This window comes from Parashewanella curva (assembly GCF_003675895.1).
Taxonomy (GTDB): Bacteria; Pseudomonadota; Gammaproteobacteria; order Enterobacterales; family Shewanellaceae; genus Parashewanella; species Parashewanella curva.
The window spans coordinates 59,002-78,350 of record NZ_ML014762.1 but is presented as its reverse complement, the minus strand read 5'-3'; the positions used below and the strand labels follow the sequence as shown (position 1 = coordinate 78,350).

Here is a 19,349-nt window from a genome sequence, read left to right as displayed (position 1 = left end):
GAAATTGCTTATTATGTCATTCCTGCGAAGGCAGGAATCCAGTGTCTTTTTCTTTTTTTAGCACAAAGGCTCTAGAACCCTACTTACTACATGCGAGGATGACGGATCGTATTCTCCGTCAAGAACCTTAGAATTAATCACACATCAGGTATACCCCAACAAGCTTATAGGCTGTTTATTACACAAATGCTTCCCAAGCTTTTAATTTACCAACAACAGGCCCCAAACTAGGCCTCTTTAAATAGAGTATCCACTTGTGTATTTCTTGTACTTTGCCCCCCTCTGATCGTTCAAAGTAGTCATCACCAAAATGACATTTTTTTATCGTTAAAATGTTTGGTGCTTCAGGCTTCACACTCATACAATATAAGAACTTGTAAAGATTGATATACCAATTTCTATCTCTAGCATTTAATGGGTTTAGTAAACTAAGGAAAATATCTTTTCGAGAGCAATAAGCGGCATAACCGATTAACTCCACTCCGCGATCATTAAACAGTGGGTTTGCACCAAAATCGATGAGCAATTTCACCATTGCAATATTTTCATCATGGACGGCATCAAACAAAGGGGTTTCGCCATCACAATCAACACAATTGGGGTTAGCACCTCTCTCAAGCAAGCTTCTTGCTCGGTGATACTGACCAATATTGACCGCATAATGCAATGCAGTACTGCCTTCGCTATCTTTTTGCTCAAGAGGAAGGTTTGTATCTAGCAATATATCGAAGCAGATAACGCGACTATGGAAAACGGTTATCATCAACGGTGTTCGGCCTTTAATTCTCGGAATGGATGGATTAGCACCTTGCTTTAGCAAATATTGTACAACTTCAAATTTATTCTGGCAGCAAGCTAAATAGAGTGGTGTTTGATGTTTATCAAAGGTTTTTGCATTGATATTGGCGCCATTGCGAATAAGCAATTTCACGCATTTTAAATGTCCAGCTTCCGCTGCCAAATGCAAGCCTGAGACACCGGTTCGATTTCGATGATTAAGATTTACGCCTAATGCAAGCTGTTTATTTAGTTGTTTATGATTTCCTTCTCTACAGCTATCCCAAAATAAACTTTTTCGTTCAAAATATTTATCTTTAACAGCTTTAATCAATTTGCTTTGAATTTTATCAGGTTCATTTTGTAACAATGGTTTATAGCCTGAGCTACTGATACAACAAACGGCATACTTGAAAGAAGAAACAGCCGCTCGAGCGACAGACGGTTCGGTATATTCCATAAACCATTCTGACAGCCTTAAATCACATGGATGTTCCTTATATTCGAAATGGTAGCCAAGCAGCATGCCACCGTTAGAGGTGCCAACCCTTATTACAAGTTTATTTTTTTGAGGGCATTTCAGCTGGGATAAAACATCTTGAGGAAGGTGCAAACTATCATGATTATCTATTCCCAGGCGAACACACTCTTTTGATGATATACAAAGCGCCATTGGAGCAACTCGGTTATAGAGAACTCATTCCATAGTAATTTAATCGCAGAACAGCGAACAGAAAGATTAACGTTAATTAACGCTGGCTATTTTTTATTTTTCAGCCCTCTATACACAATAAAAAATGAATATGTATAACCTACTGAACATAGATGGATTTCATTATACCTGCGACGAATCGACTTCAATTTAGCAGCATTTTTGTTTATTTCGTCATGCCTGCGCAGGCAGGCATCCAGTGTCTTACTTGAACAGAAATAAAGGCACTGGACTCCTGCCTACGCACTGACGAATCCCCATTTTTTGATAGGAAGCGAGGATAAGCAAACGCTGAAACGCTGCAAGCCCATCCGTGGGCGCTTGGCCTCGGCACCCATGCCTCGGACATTCAGCTTATTACTTACCCTATCCCTTGCAAATTCAATCACTTGAAAATTTTTGGGGGGCCCTCAGTGCCTACGCAGGAGCGACTATTGTTCATCGAAATTTTATCGTTCACAGTATTTTCAGAATCGAATCGAGTAGGGTGAGGCGTTAGTGCCCCATCCCTCTCACAGAACCGTACGTACGGGTCTCGTATACGGCTCCTGCTTAATTTTATTCAATCACTTTGTGCTGAGCACATAGCCCGTTCGTACTTCTTCAAGATTGTATAGTCCCATCTCTGCAAACCATTTATTCGGCATCGAATAATGAGCAAGTGGACTTTTTGAGTTCCTCCACCGTCTCATATGGATATACTTAAATGGTGGCTTAAAGCCAAGTTGCTTCAGTCTCCTATGTAACCTTTTCGGCTTTTTCCATAGCCTGAGCTGAATACTTCTCAGTCTTCGCCTTAGCCATGTAGCTAGAACCCCGCTTACTACATGCGGGGATGACGGACGTTTGAAGGCTCTGTTGCGAAGTTAACCTGCCAACATTCCCTCAAACTTCATTGAATCTTTTCCAAGTTCAAGGTTGAGATAACCCCCAATGCTTAATCCCAATATCTTTCTTCCCATTCGACTTGTTAAATGCCACAAATCCCGACAGTTAATATGCTCAATATCAAAGTATTCAACAAGTTGCCCTATGGTTGTTTCAATCTTTCTTCTTACATTCATCAGTTGTTTTACGACCCATTTGGGACGTTCATCTTTCATGTTTTTCCGTAAAGGTGTTTGCAAATAAATATCTGCTTGAGAGCACTCTTGATTGAGTATGGGTCTGATTAGACCTTTATCGCCTATCAAAAGTCCTTTGATATTATTGATGATTTCATATGCTGCATCACGCTCATCAACATTTGCTGCAGTTACAGTGAATTCCACTGGAATGCCTCTTCCGTCAACAAGCAGATGACCATGAAAACCAAAATACTTCATATCCTTAGAAGCACAGTAGCTATGGTTTGCATCCCCCTTAAAACTTTTACATTTTCTAACTCGGGTGAGTTTGCAAAGCTCAATGGGAAACCCGTCAATCAAATGGACATTACAAGTATCGGCTCTCAGTTGATGACATAAATGTTGATGAAATAACTGTTTTACTCTCCAAAGGTTACTTGCTTGCCTGACAAACTGAGAGCGAGCTGGTAAATTGGGGAATAAAGGCAGTCAATATCCTTTAAAGTATTCCCAAACCCCTTTATCAATATGATGCCCTGTCCACTCACCCACGATTTCCATTGTAATTACTTCAGGATCAGTGAGTTTCGGAGATCTGCCACGAGTCCATAAGGGAACGGTTATTTCATTCTGATAAAAATCATCAACCAAACAGTAAAAATAAATGATAAAATCTTCGACAGGCATGATCGTATTCTCCGTCAAGAACCTTAGAATTAATCATTCTAAGGTATGATCATGCCTACCTGAAATTAATCACACATCAGGTTACTCTTATTCTTTAAATTAGGCTCTTTATGAAAAACTCGCCAGCGCTTTCGAAAGCATTTTTGATTCCGATGTTGGCTGCAATCACGGCCATTACTCCTCTGGCAATTGATATGTATTTACCTGCGCTTAAATCCATAGCACTTTCGTTAAGTACCGATACCAGTGAAATGCAGCAATCTTTAAGTACCTATTTAGCGGGTTATGCTGTCGGGTTACTTTGCTTCGGCTATCTTGCAGATCGGTTAGGTCGTCGCCCTTTGGTGACTTTTGGACTATTTGGCTTTTCTATTATTAGCTTTTTCCTGAGTAAAACCACTGAGCATGATATGTTTTTCTTGCTTAGATTTTTGCAAGCCTTTGCAGGCTCTGCTGCTACAGTGGTGATCCCTGGGTATATCAAAGAAATTTATGGCAAAGATACAGCTAAAGGCTTGTCTTACGTCAGGCTAATTATGATGGGAGCCCCGCTTGTAGCCCCTGCATTGGGTACTTTTATATTGCAAAGTTATCACTGGCATATGATTTTCGTTGTACTGGCCATTTATAGTGCTTTGATGTTTACCATAGTGTTTTGGAAGTTAAAACTGCCTAGCGATAGCGACAAGTCTGTTCGTACCGATAAAACTTTATTTGGTGCTTATCACACCGTGCTAAATCAAAAGGAAGCTCGTCCCTATATTGCTTGTAGCGTATTAAGCTCGCTGGCTTTTTTTGGTTACTTAACAGCGTCTTCATTTATTTTAATGGAAGTGTTTGGTGTTTCTGCTGAGATGTTTGCACTGCTATTTAGCTTGAATGTTGGTTCGTTAATGGCCGCCAACATTTTAAATTCACGAATATCATCTCGTTTTGGCGCCAAACGAATGCTCAATGCCGCTGCGATCATAGGGATTATTGCAGGAGTCGGCATGGTAACAGTGAATTTGATCGGTACAAACTATATAGGAATGATGGCCTTTACTATGCCGTTTTTAGCCAGTTTAGGGATCATTTCTGTCAGTTGCGATGCGCTAGTTCTGATGAAATTTCATAAAGAAACCGGAAGCGCATCAGCAGTTGTCGGTACACTTCGCTTTGCTTTTGGTGCTCTTGCAGGCCCGATATTAGCTTTCTTTTATACGGGTACCGCTATGCCGTTTGCTTTGTTAGTACTGACTACTGTCATTTTGATTTATATTTTGCAATTTAGAGCAAGGCAAGAAACAAAGAAAAAAGACCTTCTTGTTTAGGAAGGTCTTTAAATAAGGAAAATTACTTTCTATGGAATAACGCATCCATTATTTGAGCTTGAATTTTCATACACTAAGTCACTAGCGACAGGAGCATAAGGTGCTAAATCCACTGTACCATTATTTTTAGCCGCTTCTGATTTAAAGAAGTCAGACAATGCAACCCAATCTACAATACCTTGCGCTGAGTCAAGCTCGGCATTAGGGAATGCAGAGTCTGAGCCCGTTAACTTAGGATAACTATCCCCCCCTGACGCGCTGAAGCTTGGTATTGTAAAGACATATTTTGTCGCGTCAGCAATAGCAGAATAATCATTATCATCGACATCTTTTACTTGCACATTATCAACACTTCTACCAGTACAATTAATGGTCATTTTAATGCCATAAAATTGTGCATAGCCTCCAGAGCCAGCTTGAATAGTGGCAACCGTACCTAGATACTTTTTAAGATCGGCGCCGGTCATGGTGACTTTATAAACTTCATTCTCAAATGGCTGAACAGTTCGAACATCTCGTGTTGTTACGTCTCCAGCTGCAATTGAAGCTCTTACACCACCAGAATTCATCACTCCAAAGTTAGCCCTATTGTTTTGAGTTGCAACTTGAGCAGCAGCAATAAATTTACCCAAGTTAGTTTGTTGACCACGAACAACTGAGCGATCGCCTTGGAGAGCCACTGTTGTTTTTGCAATTGGGTCACTTAATTCATCCTGACCTTTGATTTGGTAAGTACGAAGGATCTCTTGTGTATTAAGATCAGGTGTAACTGGGTCACCTACGACTTTATCATCGACTTTAAGGTTAACTGGAATCAATGAATAGCTCACCATATGTAAGGTGTTGTTATAGTACTCAAAATCGGCGCGACCAACATATTTCCCCCAATCTCCAGCTTGGAAAATGTAGGTATTATTTTGTCTATCTGGGGTACAGGCTCCACCCGGAGTATAATCATTGGTACAAGTTAAGTTCTGCGAGTGACCACCAATAATCGCTGCGAGTTTATTGGCATACTTATCCGTCAAACCTCTTGCTAAAGTTACATCACCGGGCGCATTGCTACCATGCTGGGCATTTTTGAAATACCCCATATGTGTCACGGCCATAAAGACATTGGCTTTATCACCAATTTCGTCGATAACTTTTTTAGTTTCATCCACAGGATTGGTAAATGTATAGTCACCTACAAATTGAGGGTTTCCTATTGTTTTAGTATCGGTCGTTGTCAGTCCAATCACTGCAATTTTAAGACTGCCTACTGTAAAAATCTTATAAGGTGTAAATACCCGTTCTAACTTGGTATTGTCATCTGGATCTTTTTGATAAATATTGGCTGATAAAAAAGGGAAATCTGCTGTATCCGCTTGTTTATCTAATACCGATTTCGGGTTATCAAATTCATGATTCCCTAATACCATCGCATCGTAACCAACAAGGTTCATTCCGACAAAATCTGGAATTGCATCTTGTAAATCTGATTCAGGAACACCCGTATTAATATCACCGCCAGAAAGAAGGAGAACCGTCCCCCCTTTGTCCTTCACTTCTTCCCTAACCTTATCGACCACTGCTTTTCGTGCAGCCATTCCTCCTTGCCCATCTTTATCAACCCAAAAACGTCCGTGGTTATCATTAGTATGGAGAATTGTAAATTTGACGCACTTGTCTCCTGCGGTGGCACATGATGATTCAGTATTTTTATCGTGGCTACTTCCACAACCAAATAAAGCAGCGCAAGCTAATGCGACTGCCGCCCCCTTTAATAAAAGATTTTTCATAGGAACTACCTCATAACTCATAGCAAATTGCTAAAACTGTTATTAGAAAGTCAGCCCTGACAGAGATTTTCAATTTAGCATCCAGCTCCACTCCAGAAACCAGATCTTAGGAAGGTAAATATTGAACAATAAGAGTGAATGATTAGTTTTAGACCGAATGGTCTTTTGAGGCAACATAACTCAAGGAAAATGCCGTTTAGATCACATTATGAATTGAATCACCATCTCCCTTATTTGCAAGTACACAACAAAATCAGCAACATTTGAGTAAAAAAGTAACCTTCTCTTTGCAATTAAAAATTATGTGTTTGATGAAGTATTAAATTTCCATCTTTAGCTGTTGTGGTTTTAGCATCAAATAAACCAAGCCTACTGCGAGCCAAGATGCTCCGACAATAATTGCTGTTGAAGATAAGGATGTCCATAACCAGATAGTAAGTCCAAAGCCAATGAGTGGCAGCAGTAAATTACTAACAAGATTACGATTCATTTGATCAATAAAAAAATACTTAAATACCGCCAAATTCACAAAAGTAAAGGCAACGAGGGCACCAAAGCTGATCATATTAGATGCTAAAGTTAAACTCATAAACATTGATAAAAGCGAGATAATCGACACTATAGCTATCGCAACAACGGGAGTTTCATATTTTTTATGTAAGCGGCCAAATATAGTTGGAATAGCTCCATTGCCCCCCATTGAATAAAGAACACGGCTAACACTCGCAATGGCCGCCATTGCTGTCGCTAGGCATCCAATCAAACTCATGCCTACAAAACTGGCTTTAAAGTTCTCTCCCCCAACGAAGCTGATCAGCTTAAGCCCCATGGTATCTGGATCGGTATTTTGAGGCCAATGCGGTACCACTAATTGCCCCATATACGCCGTCAAAGTATATAAAGCTCCGCTTAATAACACGCATAAAATGATTGCCTTAGGGATCGTTGACTCAGGCTTTTCAGCCTCTTCGGATAATGTCGATATGGATTCAAAACCAAGGAATGACAAACATAAAATGGCTGAACCACTGATAAGCATAGAAAGCTTAACTTTAGGGTCATAAAAAGGTTGTAAAAAATCAATTTCGGCCTTGGTATGCATCAACACTATAATGCTTAACACTAAAAAGGCTGCAACAAATAGCAACTGACAAGCCACTAACGCCAAATTTATTTTACTGACCAATTTTATACCCAATACATTTAACACAAACATGACGATTGCAGCGGCGAATATCCAATAATTCTTTGCTATTTCAGGGAAGTAATCATGCATATAAATACTTAAAACTAAATAACAAAGCATGGGAGCAAGTAAATAATCTAACAACAATGCCCATCCCACTAAAAATCCCAGCTGTGTTCCAAACGATTTTGTCGCATAGGCATATGCTGAACCAGAGTTAGGTACAACTCGTGACATCCTGCCATAACTGATAGCGGTAAAAATGATAGCAATTAAAGTGATGATATAGGCAGAAGAAATGTGAGTATGAGTCACCTGCTGCACTGCTCCGTAGGTTACAAATACAGCTAACGGAGACATAAACGCTAACCCAAAAAGCACTAATGATGGTAACTCTAAGACTCGTTTCAAAACTCACTCCTAAAATGACGACCTAATCAATTTATAGCTTGTTTTAATTCGAATATTTACTAAGTTAATAAAAATTTATTCATAGCTCATCAGTAAGACATTCCTTGGCTTATATAGATGGCCTAAAAACAGGTTAATTATCAACCTATAGCTGTGCAAGATCATACTTTTTGAACTTTTTTATAAAAAAATGGAACTTCTCCTTGCAATCTAAATGCAAATCAATATCATTTGCGTCAATTTTTAACGTTAAGGTATTGTATAGATGTTGCCGTTTCGCCTATCACTACTCGCTGTTGCATGTAGTAGCACTTTATTCTTCCCAACTGTTCAAGCTGAGACAATCGATTCAGAAAAAGCTGATAACGATATTGAGCGTGTTACCGTTTATGGTCGTCAAAACAAAGTTGTAATGGACTCTGGACTAGCGACTAAATCAAACATGTCTTTGATGGAAACACCTGCTGCCGTTGTTGTCGTTGATAAACAGCTTCTTGATTCTCAGGGCTTAGATGATCTTCAAGGTGCATTGCGCAACATTAGTGGTGTTATCCAATCGGGTAACAACTATGGTATCGGTGACAATATTGTGGTTCGTGGTTTAGGCGCTAACTACACTTATGACGGAATGTATGGTGGTGCTGGCTTAGGTAACAGCTTTAACCCTACTCGCTCACTAACCAATGTTGATGCTATTGAAGTATTAAAAGGCCCTGCAACCGGTCTATACGGTATGGGCAGTGCTGGTGGTGTGATCAACCTTATTGAGAAAAAGCCTCAATTTGTTGACCACAAAGAAATGAAGCTAGAGATCGGTCAATGGAATACAAAAAGCCTTTTTCTAGATAGCACAGGCGGTATTACTGATGAAGTTGCATACCGATTTGTTGGTAAAACGGCTCGCAGTGATGGTTTTAGAGGTCTACAAAACGACCGCGACGAAGTTTATGGTTCAATCAAATTTGTGCCAAGCACAACTCAAGACATCATGCTTTCAGCTGCATACATTAATGATGCACTTGCTGTAGATTCAATTGGTGATCCAATTCGTAGCTTCAACTCAAATGATCTTAACGGAAAAAAAGCCAGTGAAGTCACTTGGGAAGACCTGATTAATGATCCAAGCGGAAAAGGGACCCAGCTAACAGAAGAGCAGCGTAAACAACTTGTAGCATCTCTTCGCCCAAATGATGGTGAAACGCCATTTAGACTTGGTGGTACAGGCTTAATTTCCCCTTTATCTAAAGCGAACAAAGGTGAAGAACTTCGTTTCAAACTGACCCATAGCTATCACTTTACTGATAATCTATTTTTGAATCAGCAATTACAATACCGAGATTACAAAACTGGGTTTACCCGCCAAACAGGTGCATATAACTACGTTTATATGAAGCGTAACGGCATTATCCATGAAACTGAGCGTGCGCCTTTAGTTATTGATGGTAAGCTTCACCCGTTTGCAGCACGTCGTCAAGAATATCGTCGTGTGAATGCTGATGAGAAGTCTTGGCAATACTTTGCCGATCTTCGTTATGATTTCGAAATTGGTGAGATGAACAATGAAATCCTAGTTAACACTAACTACGAAGATAGAGAAATCGACTTAACTCGTCACTCTATCTGGGATCAAGATTACAAAAATGAAGATTACACAGGGAAACTTCCTTATATCTTAGATATTCGTAATCCTAACTGGCCAACCAAATCATTCAACGATTACGATCCATTACTTACAGCAAACTACTTAAAGTCTGTAAACGCGTGGGGAGTAGGTGTTCAGCACGTGGGCTATTGGACTGAGCAGATAACTACCCGAATTGGTGTTGCTTTTAATGAAATTGAGCAAACTTATAAACATCGCGGTGTTGATGCTAGAATGAGAAGTGCTGCTCCTAAGCCAGAGGCAGATAATAAAGATAATGGCGTTACCTATAATTTAGGTATCACTTACATGCCATTTGAAAACATGTCTATTTTTGCTAACCATGCGAAAGGTAGAACAGCATACAGTGTTTTAGGCAGCATAGGTGTTGATGACCAAAAACGGGAAGACTCTGAGTCAATCAGTAATGACTTAGGTTTCCGCTTCAAAGGTTTTAATGATCAGCTTTTAGCATCTTTAGTATTCTTTAAAACTGCCCGTACCAACATTCAATACGGCAATAAAGACTATGAAGATGAAAACGCAACTCCTAATGTTCCTCAATTTTTCTACGACAAAGAAGAAAAAACCAAAGGTGTTGAGCTAGACGTAAATGCATTACTGAATGACCAATGGAAATTTAATGTAAACGCTTTATATCAAGACGCTTATGAAGCAACAGTTAAAGGTGATGAAGCTGGTAAGAAAAAAGGCGTACCACGTGTAACAGCCTCTACTTGGATAACGTACACTAACACTCTATTCGGCCTTTCTAATCCATTATCACTAAGTGCTGGTGTAAAATATATGGATAAGCGTACAACAGGTTCAAAATATTTTGGTGTTCCAAGCGGTTATGTACCTGCTTATACAGTCGTTGATACAGCAGCGAGCTACCAAGTACAAAATTGGAGCTTTAAGTTGAACTTAAACAACTTGTTCAACAAGTACTACTACAAAAAAGCCTTATTCCAAGGCGGCTTACCGGGTGAAGAGCGCAACGTTAAGTTAACGGTTAGCTACAAGCTTTAATCGTCAACTATTGTATAATCGGCCTCATATTTGAGGCCATTTTTTTATACCTTAACAATGAGTAATTTGGCTCTGTAATCTCTGTTATTTTTACGATAGAATATCTACTCAGAATATGGGCTTTTGAACGGAAGAATTAAATGTCAAAGCAAACTGCAGGTTTTACCCTAATTGAGTTAGTTGTGGTCATTGTAATCTTAGGTGTTTTAGCAGTTACAGCTGCCCCTAAATTTATCAACTTTAGTGACGATGCTTATAAAGCCAAAAATCAAGGTTTCTTTTCTGCGTTTTCAGGTGCAGTAAAGCTTTATGAGTCAAAAGCGACTATTGCTGGACTTGGTGAAAACGGTAAACTGACTATAAGTGGTCACTCAATTCTTTTTTATAATCACTGGCCTGAATGTGCTAGCGGAGCTCAATGTAATGTCAATGACGGTGATGGGCTTGCAGGAAAAACTGAATGTGAGGATCTTTGGGGAGCAATAATGTCCGAGCCAATAGAAGAGTATACGGCTCTTGATGATAGAACTACTTGGACATGCAGATTTCGCTTAAAAGAAGATCCCAGTATCGGTTTTAATTATCAACCCAGAAATAGAATTTTAGAGATTATACAATAAAAAATGGTGGTTTTTACTTTAATCAAATTGGTGCTCGCTATCGTTATTTTAGGCATTATTCTTACCGAAAATTTTAACTGGTTAATTGTGTTTCAAACTAAGAAAATTAAGCAATTCTAATTTTTTTCTATCAAAGCTCTCGTCTTTTTTGGCATAAGCTTGATACTCTTCTGTTTTATGCAGCTGAGTTAACAACTGCTCCCCTGCCTCCTCAAAATATCTCCATTCAGTATCACCAGAAAGATTTTTTAAAAGAAAAACCACAGCACCCAATACTCCGGGCTCTTTGTTTCCACCACCATATGACAAGGTAATTCTTGTATCTGATACTAATGGCCTTTTTCGGAAATAAGCAGCAAGCACATCATTCAAGGAACTGTCTTTTGTTACTTGAATCATAAATGGTTCATGACCAATAACAATAAACTCACCATTCTCAATCAATTTATTATGAGATATAAAGCCCTTTACCGCTTCCAGAGCATATACTCTGGCCGATTGACGGTCTATTAACGCTGCATTGTATGAAACAGCTATTGCTGCACCTAAATCTACTCCAGCTCCCATAAATTGACACCTTACTAATGTGTTAGGTGGAACATCTTACCTAATGCATATACGGGAAAGTGCATCGTAAATAAAGATTAATTTCTATAGGGAAAGTCAATAAGGAAGATCAAAAAAGCAGCCATAGGCTGCTTTTTCTGAATCGTTACAAACCTATCATTACTTAAGGTATTCCATAGTAACCATTGGGTAAGCAATTGGTTCAATCTTATCTAGCTTGTCTGCAAACTGAATAAATGCTTCAGAGTCCATTGCACAGTTAACTTCAACTGAACCGCGACATTTCAATGCTTCTCCATCAAATACCGGGTAGTACTTTTTCTTTGTTGCATTAAACGTTAGCTCTTTTACTTTAAACGCACTGTAAGCGTCGCCTTTCTTAGCGATATCAAAGCGAATTTTGCCTTCATTTGCATTTTGCGCTTTTGCGATTTCAGTCCAACCATCTCTACCATTTGCATGGTATTGATCTAGTACAACATTGTAGGCTTTATTTGCTTCAATGTTTTCCCATACTGGCTGTTCAAGTGTTCCAGTATTTAGTTGAAGTACACTAATTTCACCTTTGCCTACTTTTTTACCGTCAACCTCTTTTAGCTTTTCAGTTTGCTTGTAGGTGTATCTCATGCCAGCAACATAAGGGAACTTACCAGCGTGTTCAGCAGGATCTAACACTGGAGTAATTACTGATTCAAGTAACGTTTTAATTTGAGAGCCTGTCAGCTCAACAATAGAAAGGCTATTTTTGAACGGCAGCATTTCGTAAGTTACTTGACCTTCCCATAACGCTACAGCATTTAAGTGAGTTCTCACACCACCAGCAGGAGCAAGTGCAATGTGGACTGTTTTATTAGTCAATTGCTTAATTTCTGCTTTGTTTGCCCAATCCAAGAAAGATTGTGCGACAAGAGGAGCCACTTTTGAGCCATGCTTATCTTCAGCAGTTGGTCTTCTGAAATGCTTGATGGTATTTTCAATTTTAGCCAGTTCACGACCTAATGCTTTAATATACTCAGGTTTGTAGTTTGCATCGATTGTGGCTCTTAAAGCTTCATCTTCGCCTTCACGAGTGATCACTTTCTGTGCATCAATAAACAAGTTAACTAAGTCTTTGCCGTAACCAGTTATCAAATCTTGATCTGTTCTTCTTTCTTTATCAAAAAACTCATCGTCAGAAAGAAGGGTGTTATTACCCATACAAGATAATAAGTTACCTTCCTTATCGAATTTGACTTCAGCACGCCCAATCGCTTGTGCTAAATCGCCTGCTTGAACGATACAAGTTTTCGACTTTCCATCTTTTTGAGTAATTTGCTGTGCGTAAGTACCTTCGTTCTTATAACCTAGTTCTTTGTAATCGCCTAAAAGTGTATGAGAGTGACCACCAACAATTAAGTCCACACCGGTTGTGCCTTCGGCTAACAATATATCTTTTTTAAGACCAATGTGTGAAAGTACGACAACCTTGTTTACTCCCTTTTCTTTCAATGAATCAACCACTTTTTGGGTAGATTCAATTTCTTTAGAAAAAGCAAGATCTCCAGTGCCATCTGCAATTTTTGGCATATCTTCTAACGCTACACCCACAACAGCAAGAATACTCTCATCATTTTTTGCTTCTGAAACAGCGTTGATGCTTCTTTTTTCTGCACCTTTAAAAGCAAATAGCTGATATGGCTTAATGTTATCGTTGCCTGCTAACGCACTGTCTTCGGATGTATCAACGTTCGCAGCAACAATTGGGAAATTAATTGCATCTACAAAGTCTTTTACTTCAGACGTACTTAAATCAAATTCATGGTTACCAAAAGCCATAGCATCAATTTTCATCTCTTTTAATAAAGCTGCGTTAGCTTTACCTTTATTAAGCTGGAAATAAATGGTTCCTTGCCACGCATCACCACCATGAAGCACTAAAGAAGGTTGTTTTTTCTCTTGGCTTTCAGCAATAAGTCTATCCGTTGCTTTAAGTAAGCGTGGATAACCACCAAACTCGGTAAATACTGTTGAACCTACTTGACCCAATTTGAAGTCAGCTTTTACAGGATCAAAGTTCGAGTGAGTGTCATTCATATGAATAACAGACAAGCTTAATGGTTGGCCTTCTCTCACTTCTTTTGAAGGCTCAGAATCATTATTGTTTCCACAGCCAGTTAGGGCAGCCAATACAGCCGTAGCCACTAACCCTTTAATAAAATTTGTTTTCATGTTTATCAACCCCGAATTATACTTTTGGCTTTTTGCCAAATTTTTATATGAATTTACGCTTGATTAACGTAATTCGTTAGAACGGGATACTAACAAACAGGAAAACAACTAAGTGATAACAAAAGTTCAAATATGTGAGCTAAACCATTATTTTTTATTTGTTTTTTTGACACCATTTTTTTACAAAATAAATAGTATATAACGATTTAATTATCAGGCTGAAAATAATAAAAAGCACTTAAGGTGGCAATTTCACCCTAAGTGCTTAATTGTTTTAATAATTTGAAAAAAACTTAAAGAACAATGACTGTCTCAACAAAAGAACGAATAAAAAACAGCCTTAGTCATCAAGACATTGCTTAATCCAATCTCCGATAATCACAAGCTGCTCAGGTAATACACTGTGGGGCATTGTGAACGTTTGCCATTTAGATTGATAACCGGCCTCTGTTAAGGCTTTATATGCCATTTTCCCTGCACTAACAGGAACAACAGGATCTTGCTCACCATGATGCTGTAACATCGGTGTAGATTTATTGGCCTCACTCACTCCTTCAGGCAAAGCATCACCATTTGGTAAATAGCATGATAGGGCCATTATTCCTGCCAAAGGCTTAGGGTAACGTAATCCAGTAAACAAGCTCATTACCCCACCCTGACTAAAACCAGCAAGGATAATTTTATTAGATTCTATCCCCTCATTTAATTGAGATTGGATAAATTGATGCACGATTTGTTCAGAAGCTACCACTCCCTCAAGATCTGCCCGATCTAATAAATCCATGCTTTTAATGTCGTACCACGAACGCATAACAAAACCACCATTAATAGTTACGGCTTGCTCTGGCGCATGAGGAAAGATAAAGCGAATTGAATGATTTTCTGGTAGCCCTAGCATAGGAACTACAGGTGAAAAACCTGCACCAGAATCTCCAAGACCATGCAGCCAAATTACTGTTGCCGTAGCAGGTTCTTTTGGCTCAATAACAATGGCTTGTTTAGGATCAAATGACATCGTATAACCTTATTTTTTATTCTCTAATGAGCGCATATCCATTATTGGCATCGCACCATTTCCCAACATAGTTGCAGGGAGTTTACCATCCCAAGCCTGAGCTTCGGTTAATTTTACTATCAATGGGTTATTTTTTAACGCTTCAGCTTTGGCTTTAATCGCTTTAGCTTCTGCTCGACCTTTCAATTCAATAGCCTGAGCTTCAGCTTCTGCCACTTTGATTATACCTTTTGCTTTTGCATCAGCAGTATTTACCGCACGCAAGGCCTCTAAGCGTTGACGCTCAAGTTTATGCTCCTCAGCTGCCGCTAAGTTTTTTTCTGTTTGTTTAATTTCAATCGAATTAATGTATTTTTGTGGTAGCACGATATTTTCGATTTGTATGTTATCGACTATCACAGGGAAAGCTGCCATTTCTTCAGATAAGCGACGCTCGATACCTTGAATGGCTGACGCTCGGTCTTGGATCAGTTGCTCGGCTTCAAATTGAGGAATGGTATCTTTTGTGGCACTACGGAAACGAGGATCTAAAATACGCTGTTCGAATTGAGTTAATCCACCGTATTTTTTATATAAATCTAACGCTGCTTCTTTATTTACCGTCCAGTTAACACTTACTTCGACGGTAACAGGCATTTGCTCTTTTGTGCTTGATGCCATTTTTTCGGAATTTTTGCGTGTTCGAACTTCAATGGTTTCAACCGTCTCAATGAAAGGAATTTTGAAATGTAAACCCGGAGTCTCTTGGTGTTTAGCTTCACCAAAACGTTTAACAACCCCCATATGACCTTCATCTACGGTATAAAATGAGCTGGTTACAGCCAAAATGGCAACGGCTCCAACAGCAATTTTGATAGCGCTTCCTGCCGATAATTTATTCATTATTATTACTCCTTTCTTATTTTAAGAACAGAGCACTTTACCAATAAAAAACAAATTTACAACAAATCATAAAACCCTTAGCTTTTTAGATTGTTTTTTAGTCTAATGAGCATACTCACAAAACAAATTAAACATAAAATTAACATCTGGTGTTTTGATGCTATTTTTGATAATAATGGCATTTTATTTTGAAATGGAATTTTGCTTTGGGCATTTCAACTTCTAAACTCTCTATTCTGACTCTTTCTGTACTAACTCTATGGGGATGTGGGGGTGGAGGTGGTGACGACAGCGAAAAGAGCAACCAAGCTCCTCAACTTTCACATAACACACCCGTAAGCGTAGAAGAACGTTCACAAGCAACGTTATCAATTAATGCTACTGATACTGATGGAAGTATTACTTCATATTTATGGACCCAAACATCTGGACCAACGGTAACGTTATCAACAAACAATACTGCCAGTATCAACTTTATCGTACCTGAAGTAACATCGGATACAAATCTAACCTTTTTGGTGAAAGTGACTGATAATGAAAGTGCTAGCAGCTCCCAAACAATTTCGACCAAAATTGTTAACGTTAACCGACAACCTGTGTTAGCCGATGCCTCTTTTGAAGTAGAGTTTAATCAAGCCAAACTTTTTTTAATTAACCCAACCGATTTAGACGGCGATGCTTTAACTATTTCAATAGAAAAACAACCAGATCACGGCACTATTGAACTTGTAGACTCAAAGGTTAATAGCTACAGGTACACTCCTAAAACCGATAATATACAACCAGATAAAGCTACCTTTAAAGTCAGTGATGGAAAGCTTACAGCATCAGCTATTATCAGTTTACCCATGGTGGATTCTACAGCACCAAAAGTAACGGAAATATCTCCAAGTGCTGGAGCTAAGCAAATCAGCGAAACTGACTCCATTTCTCTTACTTTTGATGACATTATTGTGTTCGCAAGCTCAACACCTTCATCAGCCTGTGACAGTGAATTTCAATTATCAAGTGACGAGTTTAAAACTTGTATTCCACTCAACATTGAATTTAGTAACCAAAGAAACTTTAGATTAACGCCCACTACCGAACTAAAATCTGGTACGAAATACCAACTGAAGGTTAATGGCGATAAGGTCAAAAATTTTGCAGGTACAGCAGCTGAAACCAAAGTCATTTCTCATTTCACTACTAATCAAGCAGATCTTCTGATCACTGAAATTTCCGCTAGCCAATATCTTAATGATAATCGTTGGATTGAGCTTTATAACGGCACCAACAACGATATTAATCTGAGTGATTATACTATTCATACTCAGAGCGTTAATTTAGATGCTAATGAAACTAGCCTTAGTGACTATTTTCAGCTGCCCGATCGAATCGTCAAGGCTGGTCAACGTATCATCATTCAAGGCCGCTTTAAAAATGGAACTTTTCAGAACAGTAACGCGGAGTCTGATCAATTAGTAATCATCGGCAACAGTAATGATAATATTCGCCCATATTGGTCAGACAGTGGATATCTTGAATTACTCAATTCGCAAAGGACTCAAACTGTCGACTTTGTCCGTTTTGGAAACCTTACTCAAGAGCCTATGACTCAAGATGCATGGTTAGGTATCGCAATACCACCAATGGAACGAACACTAGGCTATAGCTTAGTCCGAAATATTGATGACAGTGATACCAATACTGCGAGTGATTGGAATATTGCAAAGTTCGCAACCCCAGCTGGAATTAATGATGTAACAAACTGCACAGAAGATATTGATGTAGATGGTATTCCTGATTGTGCAGAAGTTGAAAACAGCACCTTTGCAGGCTTGCCCCTTTACCAATGGGGAGCCCGAAAAAATCAAAAAGATATTTTTATCGAAGTCGATTATATGCAAAGTAATGATGCAGGAGTTATCCCCCACCAAACGGCATTAAAAAAAGTTGTCGACGCTTTTAAAGGAAAGAATTATCACGTTCACTTCGATGTTGGAAATTTGTATCACAATGCTGATGGTATTTCTCCAGAAAGCATGGATTTAGGCGGTGGTAATGAAATTACATTTTACAAACAAACGCTTTTTACCCCTAGAGATGGAGCTCCTAGTCTTATAGAGCACAAAGTGAAAAATTTTGACGTCCGCCGTAAACCTATCTTTCACTATATGCTCATGGCAAACAGCCAAAAAGCTGATGGAAGTGCGGGCTCTTCAGGCGTAGCAGAAATAGACGGTAATGATTTTTTAATTAGTATGGGTGGGTGGGGGTTAAACCTAAGCAACGAACCGTCTAAAAATAGAACCTATAATATGCAAGCTTCAACCATTATGCATGAATTAGGTCACAATTTAGGTCTGCTGCACGGTGGTAATGAAAATACGAATTACAAACCTAATTTTTTAAGCGTGATGAACTATCTATACCAACTTGATGGGCTACCTACCATAGGTGATCGAGAAGGAGACCGATATTATCGCCGTTTCTTTAACGGTAACCTAAACTGCAACCTTGAAAACAACCAGTTAAAATTTGGTAACACCGAATCACCTGAAAATTTTAAAATTGGCTACTCTTCTGGAAATGCTAGGGATATTGATGAAGCGGCTATTACAGAAGATGAAGGCTTTGGCTATGATAACTCTGTAGCTATTGATTTTAACTGTAATGATGATATTGATAATCTACCTTATTCACGAAGCATCAATAATGATGGAAGCATTAGTTTGCTTAGAGATGTTGATGAATGGGCGTTGATCAATTTGAGGTTTAATCGTTCTTGGAGTGGAAATGTGAGTGGAATTGGATTTAATACAAGTACAGTAACGCCTGTGAATGTAATGAACGACGATACTCAACCTATCATTCAAGAAATGGAACCACCACAGGAATTATTGCAACAAATAAGAGCATTGAAAAATGACTAAATCAGCCTTTCTAATATTGGCTATTATACTTCTGAGCGGGTGTTCTGCACCCTCTACAGAGCTCAAAAATAGTTGGTCTATCAATAATGGGCATTTATTCCATAATGCTGTGAAATTTAACTGGGAAGAAAAGCCATTACCATGTTTACAGTGTGATATAAAATCTAACCAATTCCATACTCCTCAGGGAATTGAACATAATTTCATATTAAAAAATGGTCATAGACTTATTGCTCAAAGGGGAATCACTGGCGCCAACTTCCTTTCATTGACAGAAAAAAATCAAACACAAATTTTTAGATTCTTTGCAACCGAAAATCCAACAGCCTTAGAATTAGCAATCAAGAATCAACGCTTAAAAATACCGATAAAAAAGGCCACTCAATTTAGCATTGAAAAGCAAAACTATGTCATTTGGATAGATTCATTTTCGTTCTCATTGGATTGTATTGACGAAAGTCAGTTAACGCAAATTAACTATTTGATTTTAAATTTGAATTAGCACCACTTACTAACAAGTTATATCGTTTATAA

Annotated in this window: 14 protein-coding genes; 5 read left to right on the top strand and 9 right to left on the bottom strand. The window is 38.7% G+C overall.

The features are described 5' to 3' along the window. Positions 1-178: 178 nt before the first annotated feature. From D5018_RS06035 to D5018_RS06020, 3 genes are all read right to left on the bottom strand, one after another. The gene (locus tag D5018_RS06035) at positions 179-1,450 is read right to left on the bottom strand and encodes an ankyrin repeat domain-containing protein (protein ID WP_121838109.1); all 1,272 of its coding nucleotides are present in this window, start codon (positions 1,448-1,450) and stop codon (positions 179-181) included. A 905-nt stretch (positions 1,451-2,355) separates the two neighbouring features. Continuing rightward, positions 2,356-3,045 (bottom strand): IS982 family transposase, encoded by a 690-nt coding sequence (locus tag D5018_RS06025; protein ID WP_121838108.1) that lies wholly within the window; start codon positions 3,043-3,045, stop codon positions 2,356-2,358. Continuing rightward, positions 3,046-3,243, bottom strand: coding sequence for a hypothetical protein (locus D5018_RS06020; RefSeq protein ID WP_121838107.1), 198 nt, complete (start codon positions 3,241-3,243; stop codon positions 3,046-3,048). Between the two features lie 110 nt (positions 3,244-3,353). On the opposite strand from D5018_RS06020, the gene D5018_RS06015 reads away from it, so the two are divergent. Further along, positions 3,354-4,556: a multidrug effflux MFS transporter gene (locus D5018_RS06015; RefSeq protein ID WP_121838106.1), complete on the top strand. Its 1,203-nt coding sequence runs from the start codon at positions 3,354-3,356 to the stop codon at positions 4,554-4,556. Positions 4,557-4,585: 29 nt separating this feature from the next. On the opposite strand, the gene ushA is transcribed toward D5018_RS06015, so the two are convergent. Together ushA and D5018_RS06005 are read right to left on the bottom strand one after the other, a co-directional pair. After that, on the bottom strand, positions 4,586-6,337 hold the full coding sequence (gene ushA, locus D5018_RS06010) for a bifunctional UDP-sugar hydrolase/5'-nucleotidase UshA (protein WP_121838105.1): 1,752 nt from the start codon (positions 6,335-6,337) through the stop codon (positions 4,586-4,588). A 319-nt stretch (positions 6,338-6,656) separates the two neighbouring features. Further along, a complete protein-coding gene (locus D5018_RS06005) occupies positions 6,657-7,934 on the bottom strand; it encodes an APC family permease (protein WP_121838104.1) in 1,278 nt (425 codons plus the stop codon). Between the two features lie 265 nt (positions 7,935-8,199). Between D5018_RS06005 and D5018_RS06000 the strand changes: the two genes are divergently transcribed. Together D5018_RS06000 and D5018_RS22240 are read left to right on the top strand one after the other, a co-directional pair. Beyond that, positions 8,200-10,608 (top strand): TonB-dependent receptor, encoded by a 2,409-nt coding sequence (locus tag D5018_RS06000; protein ID WP_121838103.1) that lies wholly within the window; start codon positions 8,200-8,202, stop codon positions 10,606-10,608. A 140-nt stretch (positions 10,609-10,748) separates the two neighbouring features. Further along, positions 10,749-11,228 (top strand): prepilin-type N-terminal cleavage/methylation domain-containing protein, encoded by a 480-nt coding sequence (locus D5018_RS22240; RefSeq protein WP_121838102.1) that lies wholly within the window; start codon positions 10,749-10,751, stop codon positions 11,226-11,228. Between the two features lie 81 nt (positions 11,229-11,309). Here the strand turns inward: D5018_RS22240 and D5018_RS05990 are convergent, their stop codons facing one another. From D5018_RS05990 to D5018_RS05975, 4 genes are all read right to left on the bottom strand, one after another. After that, positions 11,310-11,795 (bottom strand): hypothetical protein, encoded by a 486-nt coding sequence (locus D5018_RS05990; RefSeq protein WP_121838101.1) that lies wholly within the window; start codon positions 11,793-11,795, stop codon positions 11,310-11,312. A 159-nt stretch (positions 11,796-11,954) separates the two neighbouring features. After that, entirely contained in the window at positions 11,955-14,003 is a 2,049-nt protein-coding gene (locus D5018_RS05985; RefSeq protein ID WP_121838100.1) for a bifunctional metallophosphatase/5'-nucleotidase, read from the bottom strand. 340 nt (positions 14,004-14,343) lie between these two features. After that, complete coding sequence (locus tag D5018_RS05980; RefSeq protein ID WP_121838099.1) at positions 14,344-15,018, bottom strand: alpha/beta hydrolase; 675 nt, start codon at positions 15,016-15,018, stop codon at positions 14,344-14,346. Between the two features lie 9 nt (positions 15,019-15,027). Then, on the bottom strand, positions 15,028-15,900 hold the full coding sequence (locus D5018_RS05975; RefSeq protein WP_121838098.1) for a prohibitin family protein: 873 nt from the start codon (positions 15,898-15,900) through the stop codon (positions 15,028-15,030). A gap of 206 nt (positions 15,901-16,106) precedes the next feature. Between D5018_RS05975 and D5018_RS05970 the strand changes: the two genes are divergently transcribed. Next, positions 16,107-18,815, top strand: a complete 2,709-nt coding sequence (locus tag D5018_RS05970; RefSeq protein WP_121838097.1) for an Ig-like domain-containing protein — start codon at positions 16,107-16,109, stop codon at positions 18,813-18,815. Beyond that, positions 18,808-19,317: a hypothetical protein gene (locus D5018_RS05965; RefSeq protein ID WP_121838096.1), complete on the top strand. Its 510-nt coding sequence runs from the start codon at positions 18,808-18,810 to the stop codon at positions 19,315-19,317. Before D5018_RS05970 ends, D5018_RS05965 begins: the two co-directional genes overlap by 8 nt. Positions 19,318-19,349: the final 32 nt, after the last annotated feature.

Excerpts from the sequence above, each read along its gene's own strand:
- D5018_RS06035 (WP_121838109.1), bottom strand. The coding sequence starts at position 1,450 with ATGGCGCTTTGTATATCATCAAAAGAGTGTGTTCGCCTGGGAATAGAT.
- D5018_RS06020 (WP_121838107.1), bottom strand. The coding sequence starts at position 3,243 with ATGCCTGTCGAAGATTTTATCATTTATTTTTACTGTTTGGTTGATGAT.
- D5018_RS06015 (WP_121838106.1), top strand. The coding sequence starts at position 3,354 with ATGAAAAACTCGCCAGCGCTTTCGAAAGCATTTTTGATTCCGATGTTG.
- ushA (WP_121838105.1), bottom strand. The coding sequence starts at position 6,337 with ATGAAAAATCTTTTATTAAAGGGGGCGGCAGTCGCATTAGCTTGCGCT.
- D5018_RS06000 (WP_121838103.1), top strand. The coding sequence starts at position 8,200 with ATGTTGCCGTTTCGCCTATCACTACTCGCTGTTGCATGTAGTAGCACT.
- D5018_RS22240 (WP_121838102.1), top strand. The coding sequence starts at position 10,749 with ATGTCAAAGCAAACTGCAGGTTTTACCCTAATTGAGTTAGTTGTGGTC.
- D5018_RS05990 (WP_121838101.1), bottom strand. The coding sequence starts at position 11,795 with ATGGGAGCTGGAGTAGATTTAGGTGCAGCAATAGCTGTTTCATACAAT.
- D5018_RS05985 (WP_121838100.1), bottom strand. The coding sequence starts at position 14,003 with ATGAAAACAAATTTTATTAAAGGGTTAGTGGCTACGGCTGTATTGGCT.
- D5018_RS05980 (WP_121838099.1), bottom strand. The coding sequence starts at position 15,018 with ATGTCATTTGATCCTAAACAAGCCATTGTTATTGAGCCAAAAGAACCT.
- D5018_RS05975 (WP_121838098.1), bottom strand. The coding sequence starts at position 15,900 with ATGAATAAATTATCGGCAGGAAGCGCTATCAAAATTGCTGTTGGAGCC.
- D5018_RS05965 (WP_121838096.1), top strand. The coding sequence starts at position 18,808 with ATGACTAAATCAGCCTTTCTAATATTGGCTATTATACTTCTGAGCGGG.